Here is a 19,063-nt window from a genome sequence, read left to right as displayed (position 1 = left end):
GCTTTGATGCGAACAAGAATCTTACACCAGAGCGTTACGCATCCACTTTCTTCTGCAGCACGAAGACCGCGTCGCTTAACTCGTGATCAAATGGAACCGGGTGATCGATCTCATACCAGAAGTCGTAGACTTCGCGGATCTCAAGCTCTGGCACCTTTCGAAGCAGCTTGCGGAACTCGTCTCCCGTATACAAACGATATGGGTACTCGGTCTTAAGTCGCAGCACCTCATCACCCTTTCGGATATGCAGGTTGAACCGCAAGATCTCGCGACGTTCGGCACGACTGAAGCGAACGACTTTCAACGTGGTGGTGACCTTCGTCTTGCCATGTTGCGCGGTCCAACGTTCATGGCACTCGGGATCGGCATCGAGGGGAATGATATGAAAACCGAGAATGTAAAGTCCGCCTGGGCGAAGCGCCTTTGCCACGCTTCGCAAATGACTGAGTGCGTCGTTCTCACTTACTAGGTGCCGGAATGTATTAAATGTGCAAAGGGCCGCATCGATCGGTTTGTCGAGCGTGAAATTCGCCATGTCAGCGGTCAGAATCTCAGCCCCCAAGTCGCGACGCTTAAGACGCTTCTCAAGATACTTAAGCGACTTCTCGTTGTTATCAAGCCCGAGCACGTCGTAACCACGAGCCGCCATCTCGACCACATTTCGACCGCCACCACAACCGATGTCCAATACACGGCGAAATTGTCCTTCCCCAAACTGCTTGAACGCCGACTCGAAGAAGTCACATTCCATAGGCGTTTCATCCCGGAATGAAAGGTCCCAATACTGGGGATAGTCGTAGCAATCGACGGCGTCAGAGTACGGCAAAGCGGCTCTTCTCGATGGAGAGTTGAGAGAGAGAAGAAGGATTTGCCACCAAGCCGCCTTGCGCTGTTGGAATACTGTGTGGCGAATCCTTCTTCCAAAGAGCTTATTGTGCCCTGAGATCCCCGCGACCGATACCAGCCTACGAGGCTTGACTGTTCAGAACTTTAACCGCTTCCGGGATCGGCTTCTTATCGATGTCGACCGTACCATTGGCTTTACGCATTTTCTCGGTCGAGATCGTGTTGACCAGATTTCGTAGTTTTTCGGTGGCCGCTCGGTCTTTGGCCAGTCGGGGGGAGATCAGTAACACGGCATCGTAAGGCGGCAACGCGAATTGCGGATCCGCGAGTTCCACGATTTCTCCGGAGGCCAAGCGGCCGTCTGTGCGGTAAGCCACAATCACATCGGCGTCTCCGCGAGTTAACGCTCCGTACATCAAATTCGCATCCATCGATTTGGTATTACCAAACTGGAGACCATACTTCGACTGGACGTTGGCCCATTCCGGTCGTGACCAGAACTCAATCTCACAGGCCGCCGTCAGCTTGTCGGCATGAGGGACCAAATCCCCTATCGATTGGATACCCAGTTCGTCGGCTTGTTCTTTTCGCATCGCGAAAACATAGTCGTTGCGGAAACCGAGTGGTCCCAGGTTCAAGACACCACTACCCTCTTTCAAATAAGTTCCAATATCGATCATCATTTCGGCAGTCGAAACGTTATCGGTTCGCTGCATTTCCGTTGCCCACAACGTCCCCGTGTAGTCGACGTAGCAATCAATATCGCCGCGTTCCAAGGCATCCAATACGACGGTCGAACCCAAGCCTGATTTCACCGCAGTCTCACGATTCTCTTCTGCCAAAACGCCTTGCAAATAATCGATCAAAATGTATTGCTCCGTGAATGGCTTACCTCCGATCACGTACGGCCGCTCCTGGACGAAGTCATTCGAAGCGATCTCTCGATCGGTCGTCGTCAGCAATTTGTCCTGCTGAAACACTTTCAACATCAAAGGACTGATCGCCACCAAGACCAGGCAACCAACCGAACCTAACGCCCAGGTTAAGCTTCGTTTCTGCGACGCAATCTCAAGCCCTCCCAAGATGCCATCAAGGAGCAGCGCTAAGCCAGCCGAGAAAACACAACCGACCATTAGCGCAACCGGATTACTGGTTTGCAGACCGGCAAAAATGTAGTCACCTAAGCTGGTTGCCCCGACTGGATACGCCAGTGTCGCAGCACCCACGACCCAGGCCGAGGCAGTTCGGACGCCGGCGATGATGGTTGGAGCAGCCAAGGGAAGTTCGACGATCCGCAGGCGTTGCCACTTGTTCAACCCAATCCCGTCCGCCGCTTCCAAACAGCCAGGGTCAACCGTTTTCATCCCGGCAATTGTGTTTCGCAAGATCGGCAGAATGCTATATAAGACCAAGGCAATCCATGCTGGAACCATGCCAGTCCGGTCGAGTGCGAAGACCATGATAGCCAGTAAAGCCATACCGGGAATCGTCTGGATGATGTTCGCAATTGTTACGGCCACTTTCTCGAACTTCGGTCGCCGCGAGCAGTAGATCCCTAGCGGAATGCTGATGAGTACGCCTGCCAGAATTGAGGAGAAAGCTAGGAACACATGTCCCCACAAGCGATCTGGGAGGAAGCTAAGTTGATGCGGCACACGAGCCCAAAAATCGGCAGCAAACATAACAGACACCTATTTCTTTTCCCGTCCTTCCGACTAAGCAGGAGGTTAGGGAACAGAAGCATTAGAGCGTGGAAGCGAGGCGGGAAGACCAGGGTGACTGGAGGAACAAACCAGCTAGGCACTCAGTTCTCGGACCAATTCACCGTGACGGCGGGGCGTTTCTAGGAGCCTAGCGACATAGTCGTCGCCAGGGTTTTGTAGCAGTTCGCGCGGAGAGCCAATTCGCAACACTTCTCCTTCGTTCATTACGGCAATTACATCAGCTAACAGTAGTGCCTCGGCCATGTCGTGTGTGACGATCACGGCTGTTAATCCGAGCGAGCGTTGGATCTTCTGAAATTCGATTTGCAGCGTATCTCGAGTTACTGGATCGAGCGCTCCAAACGGTTCGTCCAGCAACATGACTTTCGGCTCGGCGGCTAGTGCCCGAGCGAATCCGACCCGTTGTCGTTGACCACCTGAGAGTTCGCTCGGACGGCGATTGGCATAGGTAGCCGACGGCAGATCAACCATATCGAGCAGGCGATTGGCGATCGCGTTCCGCTCGGCAGCGGGCACCCCTTCGAGCTTTAGCAAGAGCGTGACATTGTCAGCCACCGACATGTGCGGCAAAAGGCCGATACTTTGAAAAACGTAACCGATTCGGCGCCGCAGCTGGACGGGATCCTGCTGCGTGATGTCCTCGCCGTTGACCCAGATCCTGCCCGAGGTCGGTTCGATCAGGCGGTTGATCATCTTCACGGTGGTACTTTTTCCGCTGCCACTACCACCGAGCAATGCCAGCACCTTGCCAGTCGGAACTTGCAGCGAAACGTTTTTAACGGCGAAGCTGCGGCCGCCATCCCAGGATTTGCTGATATCTTGCAACTCGATCATCGGTTCTTCCGATTGTTGGTAGGACTAGTTTCCGCTTAACAGTTATGGCGAAGAATGTCCGCCGAAAGGGCAAGATTTTTCCGCAGATCCTCCGTTGAACAGGAAAACCTAACCAATCACCTCGCCACTGGCCTCTCCTTCTTTGCGCGTCTCTTGCTTCTCCGAATCGGCCTGTTTTTGTTCTGGTTGCGAGGTCAGCTTCGCCTTAAGCGGCTCAAGTTGCTTATTCAAACGGTTGAACTGCTCGTGCAGGACATGCACGTCGGCCGGGTGATGCTTGGCCTCAAGCACACCTTCCAGCGTCAATCGAGCCTGGTGCGATACATCGTCAGCTTGCTCCGGTTCGCTAACATTGTCGGCGATTCGTAAATAACATTCCATCAACCGCTGAGAAACGGCGACGCTGCTTGTCGCGTAGCTGCGGATCTGATCAAAAGCAGCGTGCATTACGCTGGAGAAGCTTTGGCGATCCACCACCAGACGCAAGTTCCCATCAGGATCGAATCGATTCGCATCAGGCATTTTTCGGCGTGCCAAGTGGCAAAGAGCCGCCGACAAACGATCGATACAATTGACCGCGGTATAGGGATCGTTGATCCCAGGGCTAAGGGCACGCACGGCCATCTGAGCCAGTTCGTGCACTGAGCAATTGACATCTTGCCGAGGCGAACGACTATTTCCGAGATAGAACGCTTCGTTGATGGCCAGCGTCAGTTCTTTCTCATCTTTGTTCTGAAATCCTGCGACAAGGGCAATTGGTTCTTCGAGTGCCAAGAAGTCACCAGGACGTTTAGGAAGTTGAATGATCAGGTTATGCTTCACCGCCAACGATAACAGTTCGTCCGCCTCAATCGTCTGGATATACCCTTCCGCCTTTGACCGAATTGTGATGCCATCACGGATCGCATCTCGCTGGGCATCGGTTACCTTCACGTGAGGTGATGCTTCGTCTGGTGGCGGGTCACCGATCTTCTCCGGGAAGATCGTTTCAATGGAACGATTGAGGTCATTCGCTAAGCTGGCCACAATCTCTGGAGCCTGAGCGATCATGGTGATGTGATGGATGAAGTAGAGCAAAATCACCAAGCTGGTAATCGCAAACAGAATTGACGCCATCACGGAGAAATGGGGGATCAGGAAATCATCTTCCCCGATCTTACGGACCATCTTTAGGACGACCAGACTATAGACGGTGGTTCCGAGGAACGCACCGATGGTCCACTGCGTCGTCCGATCGCGGATACGGCTACGGAGCACACGAGAACCAAACTGAGAGGAGGTAATTGAAAGCGTCACCATGGTCATGGAAAGCACCACACCAACCACGGTGATCATCCCGCCTGAGATGGTCGAGAGAATCGTTTGCGCACCGTCGGTAGTGGTCTCTAACCAGAAGGGAAGTTGCCACGAACTCTTCCAGGCATAGTCCAGCGCCAACATGACGACGGCGGACATGATGCCCCCCAACGTGCAGAGAATCGGCACAAACCACAGGCTAGAGCGGGCTCGGTCCCATAAATTCATCCACTTTCCATTTGCGGTCATCAAAGGTGCCACTTCGTCGAATTAGTTCAACCTACCATCACAGGCCCATTCGGGCACTTCGATCATACACGCAATGTTCCGTAAGACGAATCGCAGACGATTCGATGAAGTTGTCCTGAACCGATCGTTGGCCGAGCGTTCATCTGGTGAATCAAGCCGTTTCTGCTTACAATTGGGGCGACAGCCGTTGGCCCTAGCGAATCCTTAAAAAGCCAATTGTTGACGGCATCGGAAAGTCTCGCGGTCGCTCGATGAAGAAGAAGCTCGAATACGAACTGTGTGCCACGCGTCTCAAAGCCCTGGCCGACCCGGATAGGCTCCGTATCGTGGAACAGTTGTTTCAAGGGGCGATGAACGTCAGCGATTTGTCTGAGAAGCTGGGTGAAGAAATCGTCAAGATTTCCCACCATCTAGGCGTTTTGCGCCACGCTCAGGTCGTCCAGTCGCAGAAGCAAGGTCGCTTCGTCATCTACCAACTGCATCCCGATGTTGTCGCTTGCGGACAAGAGGCCACCGAAACCCAGACTCGCCGCATCGATTTCGGCTGCTGTTCGTTGGATTTGGATCAGTCGTAGGGGACTCTTGGTTCAAGATATTCCCCTTGCCAGGGTGATTCTGCCTATCAACTTCTCGATCGAATGAATGGGCCGAAGATGCCCTTCTTTTGGGAACGAAAATCTTTGACGTAGCCCATTCTGGGCACCATAATCTCGACTGCCAAGAACTTCTTATCCTATTTGCTTTTCTCTGCATCACACGCTATACGGCTACCGTTATGCCCCGTTTTCACGTCGAAAGATCGATCGAGATCGCAGCCTCGCCGGAAACTGTCTACGAGAAAGTTGTCGACTACAAGACTTGGACAAGTTGGAGTCCATGGCTCTGTTCGGAACCAACCGCCAAGGTGACGGTCAGCGAGAACTCGAACTCAGTCGGATCGACCTATGCCTGGGAAGGTCAAATCGTCGGCAGTGGCGAGATCGAACACGTCAAACTGGAAGCCGATCGGCGGATCGATGACGAGATCCGATTTTTGAAACCATTTAAATCGCAATCGAATGTCGCATTCGACATCGAGCGAACAGGCAATGGCACGAAACTTACCTGGGTGATGGATGGCTCGCTTCCCTGGTTCATGTTTTGGATGAAGTCCATGATGCAGACGTTCATCAGCATGGACTACGATCGTGGCCTGAAGATGCTCAAGGAGTATATCGAAACCGGAACGGTTCACTCGCAGACCAAAATCCTTGGCGTAGAGCAAGTCGCTCCGATCACAATGATTGGAATACGAAAGTCATGTTCCCTTCAAGCGATCGGACCATCGATGGAAGCTGCGGTCAGCGAGCTGCTACCGCTGCTCGAAAAGCATGGCATTGCCCATGATGGCGCATTGATGTCGGCCTATCACAAATTCAATTTAAAGTCGCAGACATGCGATTACACAGTTGGCAAGATCGTTCCCAATGATCAAAGCAAGTCGGTGACCGCGCCATTGGAGGTTTGGTCGTGCCCCGAACTGAAAGCACTTTGTGTCGAACATCTTGGCGACTACAAGCATTTGGGCAATGGGTGGAGCGCCGCGAATCAGTACGTTCGCTACAAACGAATGAAACAAAGTGGCTGTAGTGCATTCGAAATCTACACCAACGATCCACACGAGCTGCCAATCGATCAGTGGTGCACGAAGATCTATCTTCCTTTGAGGTAACTTCGGCAGAAGACTCCCCCCTTAATTCATGGCAAACTCTCGTCAACGGGGAATGTTGCAATTTGACAACTTAGGGGAATTTTGGAAGACCTTAGAAACGAAACCGTTTAATATGGACATTAGGTAATAGACATCCTGATTGACAACTTTCTTGGTGAAATGATTCCAAGATTTGAAGAGACCCAACGAACACCTATTTCCGTTATCAAATCATCTTATCTCCAAGTACCAGCTTAAATAGAGGGAACCAACACGATGGGACTATTGGACTCGCTGTTCGGAGGAATGGAAAGCTCCTCCAAACTCACACCGCAGGAGTCGTTCGCAGGCATCCTGATGGGAGCCAGCGGATGTGATGGGCACATCGCCGATGATGAAGTCAACGGCCTAATCACCTGCCTAGTCCGCATGAAACTTTTCCAACGGTACGACGGACGACAGTACGGAAAAACCTTGAACAAGCTGCATGGTTTTATGAAAAAGAAAGGTGTCGACGCTCTGATCGATGCTTGTACGGAAACGCTTCCCAAGGACTTGCGTAAAGCGGCGTTTGCGAATGCGTGCGACATTGTGCTGGCCGATGGAGTTGTTGAACAAGACGAAAAGGTGTTCATGGAACGACTGCGAGACAAGTTGCAGCTCGACGCCAAGGTTGCCAAGACGATTGCCGAAGTGATGGTCATTAAGAACAAAGGCTAGTACCAAGCACAACGGCAACGCGCAATCGCCAATCGAACCTTTAGACGATTTGGAAATCCCTATGTCACTATTTGATGATGTCCTCGACGATTCCTCCTTCGCACCTGAGCAATTCGGCCCTCAAGAAGGCTTTGCAGGCACGCTGCTGGCGGCTTCCGCTTGCGATGGCCATATTGCCGACGAAGAAGTTGGCGCTCTGGTTACCGCATTGGCACGCATGAAGATGTACCAAAATGTTCCTCCTCATCGATTTAACTCGATGATGGATCGTCTGCTCGGCATTTTGAAGCGAGGTGGTCCTGAGAAACTAATCGCATCGGCGATTCCTGCAGTTCCTCCTGAATTACGCGAGACCGCTTTCGCCAACGCATGCGATATCGTCCTCGCGGATGGTGTCGTCGAGGCAGATGAAAAGGCCTTTATTGACGACCTCATGATCAAGCTCGAATTGGACTCGCAGCGAGCCAAAACGATCGTTCAGGTCATGGTTTTCAAGAACCAGGGCTAACTCGCCTCAAGTCGGCTTTTGCCAAAACCTACTAACCTGCGGACCATTCCGCGATATCGCGGAATGGTCCTTCCAAGACGAGCCCCACCTCGTTGAAGCTTCTTCCCCACATGCTCGCCTCTCAGGGAGTTCGCTCCGATGCGTTTTTTGCTTCTTATCGTGGTGTCGCTCGTTTTTCTGGAATTCACGTCGTCACGCTTGCTAGGCGATGATGTGGGCAAGTGGGATCGCTGGGAACATTCGTTCACTGCATCCGACAAGACGCCAGAATCTGCCGACGTTTCTGTAACGCTGACCAGTCCATCTGGGAAAATCTTTCAGCGACGGACCTTTTGGGATGGCGGTCGTACTTGGAAGGTCCGCTTTAAGCCGGATGAGATCGGGATTTGGAAATTCAGTACGAGCTCTGATGCCTATTACTCTGGCCTAAGCAATCAGTCTGGCAACTTCCGCTGTGTGCAAAACACCGGGCAGACCATCTTTCAGCAGCATGGTCCGATCGAGGTCTCAACAAACGGACGGTATCTTCAACATGCCGACGGAACTCCTTTCTTCTGGCTCGCGGATACCGCGTGGAACGGTGCCCTACTTTCCGATGAAAAGGACTGGGACTCCTACCTCAGTGATCGCCAAGCGAAGCACTTCACGGCTATTCAACTCGTTACTACCCAGTGGCGCACGGCCTATAAAAACCAGGAAGGTCAAGTCGCTTACGAGGGACGTGAAGCGATCCAGATTCATCCCGAATTCTTCAAGCGGCTCGATGCCAGAATCGACGCTGTGAACCAGCATAATCTCCTGGCAGCGCCTGTGATGCTCTGGGCATTGGGAGACGAAAGCTATACGCCCGGCAAACTTCCCACCGATCAAGCAATCAAGCTGGCCAAGTACATCGAAGCACGATACGGCGGCAACGATGTGCTCTGGTTTCTCGGTGGTGATGAGAATTACAGTGGCCAACGGGCCGAGCATTGGAAAGCGATCGGCAAAGCGGTGTTTGCCAATCGGCATCATGCTCCGGTTACCTTGCACCCCCAAGGCATGCAATGGCATTTCGATTCGTTCACGAATGAGAAATGGCTCGATGTGCTGATCTATCAAAGTGGTCACGGTGATAGCGACGCCGCATTAAGCTGGATTCATTCCGGTCCGCCATCGAAGCTGTGGCAAAACGATCCGCCGCGTCCAATCATCAACTCCGAGCCTCCTTACGAAGGGCACATCGCATACAATTCGAAGAAGCCACATCCCGCTTACAACGTTCGCCGAGCGGCCTACTGGAGCTTACTTAACGCTCCAACCGCCGGCGTCAGCTATGGTGCCCACGGCGTTTGGAGTTGGGAAACAAAACCAAACACACCGCAGAACCATGGCGGATCTGGCATTGCCAACCCCTGGAATGAAGCGATCAATCTGCCAGGCAGTACCGACATGGGCTATCTGGCACGGCTTTTCACAAGCTTGGATTGGTGGAAGCTTCGCCCAGCGAATGATGTGGTCAAGTCACCTAACGGAAAACAAAGGCCTGCCGAGCATATCTCGGCCGCGCGATCGGACAACGGCAACCTATTCGTGGCGTACTTGCCGGTAGGTGGCGAGGTCGTACTCGACACGTCGAAGATCGCTCGCGTGAAAAATTTCTTCTGGTTTGATCCGCGCACCGGCAAACGCAACGCGGCCGACGCCAAGAGGCCTGGCCAATTCCAGGCTCCTGACCAGCAAGACTGGGTTCTGGTTGGGGAAGCCAACTAATCGGTTACTTTCGGAATCCCCTCCAACTCGAACAAAGGACGGATCTCGACCGTTCCTCGTTTCGCCGCCGGAAACTTCTGAGCTACCTCGATCGCATCGTCCAGATTCGGAACGTCGACCAATACATAGCCACCAAGCTGTTCTTTGGTTTCGGCGAATGGACCGTCGACGACGTCGAGTCGACCGGACTTACTGCTTAAACTGGTCGCGGCACTAACCGGCAGCAAAGGTGAAGCTCCGAGGAACTGCCCTTTGGCATGCAGCTCCTTGCACAGTTCCAAGGAGTACTGCATTTCCCGCGGCAATTCTTCAGGCGTGAAAACACCTTCGGTATGGTACATCAGCAAGATGTATTTCATCGAGCTTTTCCTCTTAGACAAAATGGGTCCACTGACACATCGCAGATCAGATCGTCTGCTGTTCATGGAATCGTCGAATGGCGATGTGCGTTTTCGACCATCTTCATCAATATTGATCATCTTGCCTTACCCCACCATGGCATGGAACGTTAGATATTGCGCATAACTTTAGGTTAGAATAGGAGTCACGTTTCACCTTATCTGCTCCCCTCTGACACTCTCATTAGGAAGATATCGGTTTATGAAGACCCTGCTTCATGCCCTGACATGCTGCATTGTGCTTAGTTGCCTTGTCTCGTCCGGATCTGCGGAAACGAAGACGCCTAACATAATCGTCATAATGGCAGACGACCTCGGTTACGGCGACGTTGGCTGCTACGGCTCGAAGGCCATCCCGACACCACACATCGATGCCCTTGCCAGCGACGGTTTACGGTTCACCAGTGGTTACTGCTCGACTTCAACCTGCACACCGACCCGCTTCGCGTTTCTGACCGGCATGTACGCTTTTCGCCAGCAAGGAACCGGGATCGCTCCGCCGAACGCTACCTCGATTATCAAACCATCGACCGAAACCTTCCCAGAAGTTCTGCAAAAGGCTGGCTACAAAACGGCCGTGGTTGGCAAGTGGCACCTGGGCCTTGGCGAAGGAAAAGGTCCCGACTGGAATGGCGAACTGAAACCAGGCCCACTGGAGATTGGCTTCGACTACTGCTTTCTCCTACCCACGACCAATGATCGCGTACCAAGCGTCTATGTTGAAAACCATCGCGTTCGCGATCTCGATCCCAACGATCCGCTGTGGGTTGGTAACAAGAATCCAGACGGTCAACCGACTGGCGTGACAGCGCGTGATACGCTCAAGCTCGACTGGAGCCACGGACACAACAACACCATTCACAACGGCATCGGTCGCATTGGGTTCTTTACCGGCGGGCACGCGGCTCGCTGGCGCGACGAGGACCTAGCCGACGAATGGGTTAAAAAGTCGAACGAGTGGATCAAAGCCAACAAGGACGAGCCGTTCTTCTTGTTCTTTGCCTCTCACGACACGCATGTCCCTCGAATGCCGCACGAACGATTTCAAGGCAAGACTTCAGTAGGCCTGCGTGGTGATGCGATTGTTCAGCTCGACTGGTGTGTGGGTGAACTCGTGAAGACACTCGACGAATTGAAGCTTACCGAGAACACATTGATCGTCTTTTGCAGTGATAATGGTCCTGTACTGGACGACGGCTACAAAGATGGTGCGGTCGAAAAACTGGGAGATCACCTGCCGGCTGGCCCTTATCGTGGTGGCAAATACACTCCGTTTGAAGGGGGAACCCGAACGCCATTCATCGTGAAATGGCCCGAGGTCGTGAAGCCAGGACAAACTTCGGACAAGATGATCACTACGACCGACTTAGGTGCTACATTCGCATCGATCGTTGGGCAAGAAGTTCCTGAGGGTGCTCTACCTGATAGCGAAGCTTTGCCGGAAACGTTGCTCGGCGAAGCTGATGCGAAGGGTCGCGACTACGTTGTGGAAGAAGCCCCACGCGGAATTGGCTTACGCGTCGGCGAATGGAAGCTAGTTCGCGAAGGCCGTAACAAGAACAGCAAGTTGTCGCTGTACAATCTTGCCAAAGATCCAGGTGAAACGGCCGATGTTTCCAAAGCGAATCAAATGAAGTTCAACGAACTGAAAGAACTGCTTGCCCAAATTGAAGCGGAAAAGTAAGTCGCTCCGTAAAGCGACGACCCCAGTTAGAAAGGGCCTGCCAATCAAGCAGGCCCTTTTTTTGTTTTGATCACTTCCGAGCACGTTGCCGATTCGGCTTCGGCACGTCATCCGGGAGCGGACCTGCCATAGGAGGTGTCTCGAAGAACTTACCATCTTCGATCAACCGTGGGTCGCCGCTGGCCTCAAGCTCGTTCATCAAACGCTTGGTCAATTCAGCTCTGACTTTGGCATAGCTCGGATCGTCTGCCACGTTGGTCATCTGACTAGGATCCTTCTTCAAATCGTACAATTCGATTCGCGGTCGCTTCCCATAGTTCCGCTCATACAGCGGCTTCACCGCCGGATCGTTTCGATGCATCACCAGGAATGCCTTGGTCGGACTTGCATCGTCGTCGGGATAAGTCACCGAGGTTTGATTGGTCAACTCATCCTTGGTCGGTGGATTATCTCCATCCAAATTGTACGGGTTGCCCATTGGCCAACGGTCTGGCCGAAAGTTGACAATTAATTGATAGTCAGCCGTTTGAATCCCTCGCATTGGATACGGCTTATTTCCTGTCCGTGCCATCTCGACGTGGCGTTCGCGTCCCGTAAATGCCGCGGTACGGGCCGGGTCGACAAGTCCCTCCTTCTCCGACATCAGCACCGGCCACAGACTTTTGGCCGTCATCACATCCGGGACTGGTTCGCCCGCAGCTTCTAAAAAGGTGGGAGCCAGGTCTGGCAAAATCGTAAAGTCATCGACCACGCGACCTCCGTTCACACCAGGTCCAGCGATCGCCAGGGCAACGTGCGTTCCAAAGTCGTATAAATTGCACTTACCCTCAGGAAAGCCAGGCGGGCCGTGGTCGCCACTCACCACGATGATCGTATTGTCGAGCTCTCCCGCTTGCTTCAATTCTTCAACCAAAATCCCGAGCGCGGCATCGAACGCTTGGATCTCGCCAAGATAATCCGCTAAGTCTTGTCGCACGACAGGAACGTCGGGCATGAACTTCGGCATCTTTCCTTCCAGATCGTCTGGGTTGATATCCCACAGTTCCTTGCCGCTTCCAGCGATCCATTTGCGATGGACGTTGGTTGGACCGAACCAATAACAGAAGGGCGCCCCTTCGTTTCGGGCACTGAGGAACGCCTTGAAGTTGCCACGCACCTGGCCGTACAGCTCTTCTTTCGCTTCTTCAACCGACTTGCCTTTCTTAACGAGGGCAGTTGCTCGCTGCGAGAACTGATTGAAGGCCCCGCCTGCTTTTTCGTAAGCAAACTTCTGACCTCCATACGGAGCATCAACCGGCGTACCAGGGCTCCAAACTTTGTAGGTCTGACCAATGTGATAACCGGCATCGTTTAGCAGGAGCGGATAACTGGGGATCGTCGGATCCCAGACCGCGCCTCGCAAAATCGCACCCCGCCCAGTTCGCCAGAAATACTGCCCTGAAAGGAGCGAGCTACGGCAAGGCGTGCAGGAAGGTGCGTTTACAAACGCGTTCTTGAACAAAACACCTTGCTTGGCGATCTGATCGAAATGAGGCGTTTGGATAACGTCATTGATTCCGCCAGGCTCAAGCTGACCATAAATACTGGCCTGCTTTCCCCAATCGTCGGCGAAGGCAAAGAGAATGTTCGGACGCTTCGATTCCGCAGCCGGTAAGTAGGTAACCAGCGTGCTAAGAATCAAAGCTACCAGCGCAATCGTTGGTAGGCGATTCATAAGGAGGGGCAATCCTTCAGAAGGTGGGATAGGGCGGCGACGGCCTCTGTTGAAACCGCAAATGCATGCCGTGCATTCTAACCCACCAACTAGGTCGCATCCAACTTTCGAATAATCTTCTGCAGCGTGCGTCGGTACTCGAAATAATCGACTTCCAAACGATGACGCGGCGTGGCCAGAAAGCCTTCACGCGATGTCGCGGCACTTTGGACGGATCGTTTCTCCTCGCGAAATGCGTCCGCCGACGTCGATTCACTCTGAGTTGCCTTCAGGTAACGAGCAATGATTTGCGCCTGCAAATCGGTCAGAGGCCACTGGCCGCTGTTGGGCTGAATCATTCCCGCGACAAACAGTGTGTCATCAGTGGGATGGAACGCGTGCAGATAAAGCTGAGGGATCCCATCAACCGTATTGAGTAGCTCTGGCTGAATGAATGGAAACGTCAGCTGATACCCGGTCGCGTAGATGATCGTATCGAACGTCTCCCGTCGTCCATCCGTGAACTCGACTTCATTGCCGTCCAACAGTCGAATATCGGGAAACACTGACAACTTGCCGTGCCCTGCGTAATAAGGCAATTGCGAGTTGATAATCGGATGGGCTTCAAACAGTCGATGCTCTGGCTTCGGCAATCCATAGCGATGCGGACGTCCGATCGTCCAATCAACGACAAACTGCGATAGAAGCCGCTGCCAGGAACGAGGGATCGGCCAGCGTCGCACCCGATCTCCCACCACATCGGCGGGCTTTCCTCGAATAAACTTGGGAAAGAAATGGTATCCACGCCGCATGCTGATCGCCGCCGATCTCCCATGGATAGCTGCTTCCACAGCAATGTCGCAGCCACTGTTTCCAGCCCCTACGACCAAGACGCGGCGATCCGCAAGTTGGCGATGATGTTTATAAGCGTGCGCGTGTAATACCTCTCCAGAGAATTCGCCAACCGCCTCTGGTAGCATCGGCTCTGCGTGATGCCCGTTCGCAATGACGATCGCATTGTATTTCTCGACTGTTGAGGACAAACCGTCCGAGGGGGAAATGGTTAAGATCCAGCCATCATTCACCTTTTCTACTCGATTAACGGTGATTTTTTTGCGAATATACTGACCCAAATCAAACCGTTCCGCGTAGGAGTTGAGGTAGGCTAGCACTTGATGATGGCTGGGATATTCGGGGTACTCCTCGGGCATCGGGAAATCGGCGAACTGGGTCATCCCTTTAGACGAAATCAGATGGGCCGACTCATAAACGCTGCTGAACGGCGACTCGATATCCCAATTTCCTCCAATTCGCTCGTTTCGATCAACGCATGTTGCATTGATTCCTAATTGGCGCAAGGTCTTCAAGGTCACGAGCCCAGATGGGCCAGCTCCGATAACAAGCACCTGGAGATCAGATGGATGATTCATGGCCACCATTGTAGCGAGTGCTGATAATCGAGTGAGGATCAGACCAGCGGAAGATTAGATTCCATAAATCTATCTGGAAGCTTGTTTGAGATTCCTCTAGCAAAAGCTGATCACATAGTAGCCAGAGATATTTTTCACTTGATTGTAGATATTTTACCGACACATTCCGCAACACTCGGTGTTTAAAGTTAGAATTGGTTATTTCCATAATTTTTGCCTTGTGATCGTAAACACTGTGACATTTGTTACTTCAGGCAATCCACTACCCCCCTTGGGAACCAATTTAGGGACTGTTAGCGGTTTTCCACATAAGATTACTGGCCTTTTGGTTAATTTTCGAAATAATTTGTTTCTTAGGTAGCGAAATTCTTTTTGGTAAGACTAGAATAGAATTTCACGCGATATCTAACCCAGGGAGCGCGGAACATTTCCTGGGCTGTTTTTAACCCTTAGGGCGACCGCAGGTTGCCCACGCAACTCGACCCAAGTTGTGGTCACGATTTGAAGAGGCATTGAATGCGTTTCAATAAAATCACTTCGGCCGAAGATTTCCAGCTGGTGAATAGCTTTGATGAAGTGAAGCGCCGCCTGTTGGAAGAAACTAAGTACTCGGATCGTCTCGATAAGCCTTTGGCATACTGGGCCCTTCCCAACGATCGTCGCCTTCCGCTGGCCTTCTTGGGTCGCACGATCGGAGACCTGCTCGCCACGCCATTTGAAGAGCTCTCGGCTACGCCAGGCATCGGTCAGAAGAAGATCAGTTCGCTGGTCACTTTGCTGAACCGTGCGACGAAGGAAGACGCCGGTTTCGAGCCCTCGCACGTGGCCGTTCCAGAAGTTGCCACCGACGATAGCTTCTCAACGAAGAGCCCGCTTGATGGCGAAGGCAACTTCGATCCTTCGCTCGTCTCTGAGGTGCTATGGCTTCGCTGGCGAGAAACGGTTCGCCGTCACAACCTCGGCAACGAATGCCTCGGTCGCTTGGCCCCGACCTTAGTGGAGCTGCCAACGGTCATCTGGAACACGCCACTTGAGTTCTATATGGGGCACAGCTTGGCCGAGATCCGTCGTCTGAAGACGCACGGCGAGAAACGAATTCGCGTTGTTCTGGAAGTCTTCTACCGCGTTCACGAAACGCTAGACTTGGCTCAGGGCCAACCGCATCTGGCTATCTTGTTGCGTCCTAAGTTCGTACCAGTCCTGCAGGCCTGGGGCTTGGAACGTCTGGTGGGTGAAACACCGATCAGCCGAAGTGACGTGATGGATCACCTGACTCGCCCAATGCTGAACCAGATCCTGGTCGACGCTGGGCAAACGGTTCATGACTTGGCTGCTGGTCGACTTGGCATCGAAGGTTCGCCACAAAGTGTCCGCATGCAAGCACGTAACCTGGGTGTTACTCGTGCTCGCATCTACCAACTGCTAGAAGATTGCCAGAAGATCATGTCGGTTCGCTGGCCGGAAGGTCGACCGATGCTGGAATCGCTCTGTCGCAAGATCGACGAAAAGCCAGGCGAGTCGGAAGCCTACCAACTGCTGACAGCAACCCGCGACCTCTTCTATGCTTCCAAGGCCGAAGAGGAAGAAGCTGGTGCCGAAGAGCTGGAAGCCTCGAACAACTGAGTTCAGGCATTTACGTCAACTACATACCAAAGCGAGGCCGGAACCATGGTTCCGGCCTCGCTTTTTTTGAGTCAACTTCTACGCAGCGAACGAGTAGACCGGTTACCCGGCGTTTCGAGTGTTACGCAGCGTGACGGTGAAGTTGCGTGTGTTGATCTTCTTGACGTGGTTGGAAACGAAAGGTCTGCCCCTGACCCGCGATTACCGCGCGCACCTCATCTAAGTTGGGCAAACGATGCTGAGCGGCACTGGTGTCCGCCTTGGCCGTCAACGCAGACATCATTGTCGACAACGAGCCACTTCCTACGCTACGTGACAGCCAGCCCAGCTTTCCGCTGCTCTTCCCTTGAGCGGCAAACCAGTTTTGATGACGCATCTGCAGGGTCTTCGCCAAGCGAATTCGCTGAGTCGTCACCTGGTTCACATCACATGGATCGTTCATTTCGATCCGACAGTCCTGAGCCACCTGACAGACACCACCAGCTTGTGCGACCCACAAGGCGACATCCAAATCGGCATACTCTTCCAAACGAGTGCAGAAGCCTCCTAGAGCCTCTAGAAGCGAATATCGATAGAACGCTGCCTGCCACATTGGCCCTTGCGTTTCGCTAGCGGTGCCAGCAGCGCGGACGCCCATCGCGTCGGCCTGGACACCGAAGATCGGCTGGTCCTGTTCGGCAAAAAGGGTCGCTGGCACAACCGCACCAACTTCTGCCCGATCGAACTTAGGCAAAACCGAATCGAGCCAACCAGCTTCGACGGTTGCACCGGCGGCCAATGTATGCACGACCGGAGCTCGGCACATCGACCAGGCAACGGCCAGCAGTTCCATCTCGGTCCTCGCTGCCGGCACTTCGACAAAGCGGACTTCGTCAGCAATGTCGTACGGATCGTCGTAGTAGCCGCAATGAGGCACAACGATCTCGCAGTCGCTTGGACGGTTCTCCAACAGCGAAACTAAGGTGGTTTCTAATCGGCGGGCGTTGTTGACGCTCGGGATGACGATAGAGACTTTCAGCACAGAATCTCATCCTTCTGCCGCGGCCTGTTTTAGGGGGAATGCCAAATCGCATGAGAGTGTGGGGTAGATGGCCGGGCTCACGTCAGAAATATTCGGACTGCGAGCGGCCACAAGTTTACCTGTTTTGCCTCAAAACCAACGATGACGCTGGCAGAAACTGGCATTGCTCCCCTGCTAGCTGCTGGCAGACGGGCTTTTCGGTTCGGTTGCCCACAGCTCTAGCAGCTTCAAAACCAGCTCGACCGCTTGCTCCATTTCGTCAAGGCAGGCCCATTCCAGCGGCGAGTGAGGATTGTGCTGACCAGTTGAAAGATTCGGGGTTGGCAGTCCCTGAGCGGTCAGGGCCGACCCATCGGTGCCACCTCGAATGACACTCTTGTTCACCTTCCGACCAAGTTCCTGGTGAGCTCGCTCCGCAATCGGAACCGCACGCGGCTCCTTATCGAGGCCATCTCGCAGGTTGCGATACTGGGGCGTGATCTCAACTGAAATCTCACAGCCTGGGAACTCCGCTTCAACTTCTTGAGCCAAAGTCCGCAACAACTCTGCCTGCTTGGTCAATTCGTCGGTTTCAAACGAGCGGAGAATGCAGTGCACGATAGTCTCAGCGACACCCCCATGAACGATATAAGGGTGAATAAAACCTTCCCGCTCTTCAGTCGATTCAGGAGCAAGTTTGTCGACCGGCAGTTTAGCCACGAGCGAGCTTGCTGCGCGGATCGAATTGATCATCCGCCCTTTGGCGATCGAAGGATGTATGTTCACCCCCTTCACCGTGATGGTTGCCAAATCGGCCGAGAACGTTTCAGCGTTCAGTTCGTTCGCCCCCGGTCCATCCAGCGTGTAGCAAACATCTGCTCCTAGTCGTTCCAAATCGACATGATCGACGCCATGGCCGATCTCCTCGTCGCAGGTGAACAAGATCTTTAGCGGCCCGGTCTTGAGCGAATCGTTTTCTAACAATCGCTGAGCTGCCTCTAAGATGACCGCGATTCCTGCTTTGTCATCACCACCAAGCAGCGTTGTTCCATCAGTCGTAATCAAAGTGCAACCATGCAGATCGTTCAGCTCAGGATTTTCTCGAACTGTGATCACTTTGCTGGGATCGCCTGAAAGCTGGATATCACCGCCGGCATAGTCATGAATAACGTTCGGTTTGACATTCTTTCCCGTCGTTTCAGGCGATGTATCGACGTGCGAATTCAACGCGACAATCGGACAACTGCTCACCTTGCCAGGCACCGTCCCATAGACCAAACCAAACTTATCTTGCTCGGCATCGGTGATCCCCATTTCACGCATCTCTTCAGCCAACAACTTTCCGAGAACTAGTTGCCCATCGCTGCTGGGATACTTCTCACCTGGCTCACCGGCAGTGGTATCGATTTGGGTGTATTTCAGAAAACGGTTTAGCAGACGTTCACGGCTCATGGCGGTTCCTTAGCTTGGCAACATTCGTTTCCTTCAGCTTAGTGAAACTGACCTGAATCCAACAGATATGGTCCCTTTCTCCCGTCGTTTCGATGGGCATGTTGTGCTAGGTTGTAGCCAGCAATTCATGCGTGCGGATTCTCATTAACTTGAAAAGGCAGAAA

16 protein-coding genes are annotated in these 19,063 nt (G+C 53.1%); 7 read left to right on the top strand and 9 right to left on the bottom strand.

What is annotated here, in order from left to right:
- Positions 1 to 34: 34 nt before the first annotated feature.
- From C5Y83_RS20130 to C5Y83_RS20115, 4 genes are all read right to left on the bottom strand, one after another.
- The gene (locus C5Y83_RS20130) at positions 35 to 826 is read right to left on the bottom strand and encodes a class I SAM-dependent methyltransferase (RefSeq protein ID WP_233207293.1); all 792 of its coding nucleotides are present in this window, start codon (positions 824 to 826) and stop codon (positions 35 to 37) included.
- Between the two features lie 139 nt (positions 827 to 965).
- Positions 966 to 2,528, bottom strand: a complete 1,563-nt coding sequence (locus C5Y83_RS20125; protein WP_105331535.1) for an ABC transporter permease/substrate-binding protein — start codon at positions 2,526 to 2,528, stop codon at positions 966 to 968.
- Positions 2,529 to 2,642: 114 nt separating this feature from the next.
- A complete protein-coding gene (locus C5Y83_RS20120) occupies positions 2,643 to 3,404 on the bottom strand; it encodes an ATP-binding cassette domain-containing protein (RefSeq protein ID WP_105331534.1) in 762 nt (253 codons plus the stop codon).
- 108 nt (positions 3,405 to 3,512) lie between these two features.
- Positions 3,513 to 4,928, bottom strand: coding sequence for a DUF2254 domain-containing protein (locus tag C5Y83_RS20115; RefSeq protein ID WP_158262426.1), 1,416 nt, complete (start codon positions 4,926 to 4,928; stop codon positions 3,513 to 3,515).
- A gap of 272 nt (positions 4,929 to 5,200) precedes the next feature.
- Between C5Y83_RS20115 and C5Y83_RS20110 the strand changes: the two genes are divergently transcribed.
- The 5 genes from C5Y83_RS20110 (at position 5,201) to C5Y83_RS20090 (ending at position 9,619) form a co-directional block, all read left to right on the top strand.
- Positions 5,201 to 5,524: an ArsR/SmtB family transcription factor gene (locus C5Y83_RS20110; RefSeq protein ID WP_105331532.1), complete on the top strand. Its 324-nt coding sequence runs from the start codon at positions 5,201 to 5,203 to the stop codon at positions 5,522 to 5,524.
- A 200-nt stretch (positions 5,525 to 5,724) separates the two neighbouring features.
- Positions 5,725 to 6,660, top strand: a complete 936-nt coding sequence (locus C5Y83_RS20105) for an SRPBCC family protein (RefSeq protein ID WP_146117848.1) — start codon at positions 5,725 to 5,727, stop codon at positions 6,658 to 6,660.
- Positions 6,661 to 6,915: 255 nt separating this feature from the next.
- Complete coding sequence (locus C5Y83_RS20100) at positions 6,916 to 7,359, top strand: tellurite resistance TerB family protein (RefSeq protein ID WP_105331530.1); 444 nt, start codon at positions 6,916 to 6,918, stop codon at positions 7,357 to 7,359.
- Positions 7,360 to 7,420: 61 nt separating this feature from the next.
- Complete coding sequence (locus C5Y83_RS20095; protein WP_105331529.1) at positions 7,421 to 7,867, top strand: tellurite resistance TerB family protein; 447 nt, start codon at positions 7,421 to 7,423, stop codon at positions 7,865 to 7,867.
- Positions 7,868 to 8,005: 138 nt separating this feature from the next.
- Positions 8,006 to 9,619 (top strand): DUF4038 domain-containing protein, encoded by a 1,614-nt coding sequence (locus tag C5Y83_RS20090; protein ID WP_105331528.1) that lies wholly within the window; start codon positions 8,006 to 8,008, stop codon positions 9,617 to 9,619.
- On the opposite strand, the gene C5Y83_RS20085 is transcribed toward C5Y83_RS20090, so the two are convergent.
- Positions 9,616 to 9,978 carry a YciI family protein gene (locus tag C5Y83_RS20085; RefSeq protein WP_105331527.1) on the bottom strand — a complete coding sequence of 121 codons (363 nt, stop codon included), beginning with the start codon at positions 9,976 to 9,978 and terminating at the stop codon, positions 9,616 to 9,618. The two genes, C5Y83_RS20090 and C5Y83_RS20085, sit on opposite strands and share 4 nt — an antisense overlap.
- A 241-nt stretch (positions 9,979 to 10,219) precedes the next feature.
- Here C5Y83_RS20085 and C5Y83_RS20080 point away from each other — a divergent pair, with 241 nt between their 5' ends.
- A complete protein-coding gene (locus C5Y83_RS20080; protein ID WP_105331526.1) occupies positions 10,220 to 11,701 on the top strand; it encodes a sulfatase family protein in 1,482 nt (493 codons plus the stop codon).
- 70 nt (positions 11,702 to 11,771) lie between these two features.
- Here C5Y83_RS20080 and C5Y83_RS20075 read toward each other — a convergent pair whose 3' ends face one another.
- Both C5Y83_RS20075 and C5Y83_RS20070 read right to left on the bottom strand, forming a co-directional pair.
- Positions 11,772 to 13,415: a sulfatase gene (locus tag C5Y83_RS20075; protein WP_105331525.1), complete on the bottom strand. Its 1,644-nt coding sequence runs from the start codon at positions 13,413 to 13,415 to the stop codon at positions 11,772 to 11,774.
- Positions 13,416 to 13,504: 89 nt separating this feature from the next.
- Positions 13,505 to 14,824 carry a flavin-containing monooxygenase gene (locus C5Y83_RS20070; RefSeq protein ID WP_158262425.1) on the bottom strand — a complete coding sequence of 440 codons (1,320 nt, stop codon included), beginning with the start codon at positions 14,822 to 14,824 and terminating at the stop codon, positions 13,505 to 13,507.
- Between the two features lie 516 nt (positions 14,825 to 15,340).
- On the opposite strand from C5Y83_RS20070, the gene C5Y83_RS20065 reads away from it, so the two are divergent.
- The gene (locus C5Y83_RS20065; protein ID WP_105331523.1) at positions 15,341 to 16,447 is read left to right on the top strand and encodes a hypothetical protein; all 1,107 of its coding nucleotides are present in this window, start codon (positions 15,341 to 15,343) and stop codon (positions 16,445 to 16,447) included.
- Positions 16,448 to 16,568: 121 nt separating this feature from the next.
- Here the strand turns inward: C5Y83_RS20065 and C5Y83_RS20060 are convergent, their stop codons facing one another.
- Together C5Y83_RS20060 and pepT are read right to left on the bottom strand one after the other, a co-directional pair.
- Positions 16,569 to 17,468, bottom strand: coding sequence for a glycosyltransferase (locus C5Y83_RS20060; RefSeq protein WP_105331522.1), 900 nt, complete (start codon positions 17,466 to 17,468; stop codon positions 16,569 to 16,571).
- A gap of 174 nt (positions 17,469 to 17,642) precedes the next feature.
- On the bottom strand, positions 17,643 to 18,899 hold the full coding sequence (gene pepT / locus C5Y83_RS20055; protein ID WP_105331521.1) for a peptidase T: 1,257 nt from the start codon (positions 18,897 to 18,899) through the stop codon (positions 17,643 to 17,645).
- Positions 18,900 to 19,063 lie beyond the last annotated feature (164 nt).

Origin of the sequence: Blastopirellula marina, from assembly GCF_002967765.1 — a bacterium.
Lineage (GTDB): Bacteria > Planctomycetota > Planctomycetia > Pirellulales > Pirellulaceae > Bremerella > Bremerella marina_A.
The sequence above is the reverse complement of the archived record's forward strand: the minus strand, read 5'-3'. Positions and strand labels throughout refer to the sequence as shown.

Excerpts from the sequence above, each read along its gene's own strand:
- C5Y83_RS20115 (WP_158262426.1), bottom strand. The coding sequence starts at position 4,928 with ATGAATTTATGGGACCGAGCCCGCTCTAGCCTGTGGTTTGTGCCGATT.
- C5Y83_RS20065 (WP_105331523.1), top strand. The coding sequence starts at position 15,341 with ATGCGTTTCAATAAAATCACTTCGGCCGAAGATTTCCAGCTGGTGAAT.
- C5Y83_RS20085 (WP_105331527.1), bottom strand. The coding sequence starts at position 9,978 with ATGAAATACATCTTGCTGATGTACCATACCGAAGGTGTTTTCACGCCT.
- C5Y83_RS20075 (WP_105331525.1), bottom strand. The coding sequence starts at position 13,415 with ATGAATCGCCTACCAACGATTGCGCTGGTAGCTTTGATTCTTAGCACG.
- C5Y83_RS20095 (WP_105331529.1), top strand. The coding sequence starts at position 7,421 with ATGTCACTATTTGATGATGTCCTCGACGATTCCTCCTTCGCACCTGAG.
- C5Y83_RS20125 (WP_105331535.1), bottom strand. The coding sequence starts at position 2,528 with ATGTTTGCTGCCGATTTTTGGGCTCGTGTGCCGCATCAACTTAGCTTC.
- C5Y83_RS20120 (WP_105331534.1), bottom strand. The coding sequence starts at position 3,404 with ATGATCGAGTTGCAAGATATCAGCAAATCCTGGGATGGCGGCCGCAGC.
- C5Y83_RS20070 (WP_158262425.1), bottom strand. The coding sequence starts at position 14,824 with ATGAATCATCCATCTGATCTCCAGGTGCTTGTTATCGGAGCTGGCCCA.
- C5Y83_RS20105 (WP_146117848.1), top strand. The coding sequence starts at position 5,725 with ATGCCCCGTTTTCACGTCGAAAGATCGATCGAGATCGCAGCCTCGCCG.
- C5Y83_RS20100 (WP_105331530.1), top strand. The coding sequence starts at position 6,916 with ATGGGACTATTGGACTCGCTGTTCGGAGGAATGGAAAGCTCCTCCAAA.
- C5Y83_RS20090 (WP_105331528.1), top strand. The coding sequence starts at position 8,006 with ATGCGTTTTTTGCTTCTTATCGTGGTGTCGCTCGTTTTTCTGGAATTC.
- pepT (WP_105331521.1), bottom strand. The coding sequence starts at position 18,899 with ATGAGCCGTGAACGTCTGCTAAACCGTTTTCTGAAATACACCCAAATC.
- C5Y83_RS20080 (WP_105331526.1), top strand. The coding sequence starts at position 10,220 with ATGAAGACCCTGCTTCATGCCCTGACATGCTGCATTGTGCTTAGTTGC.
- C5Y83_RS20110 (WP_105331532.1), top strand. The coding sequence starts at position 5,201 with ATGAAGAAGAAGCTCGAATACGAACTGTGTGCCACGCGTCTCAAAGCC.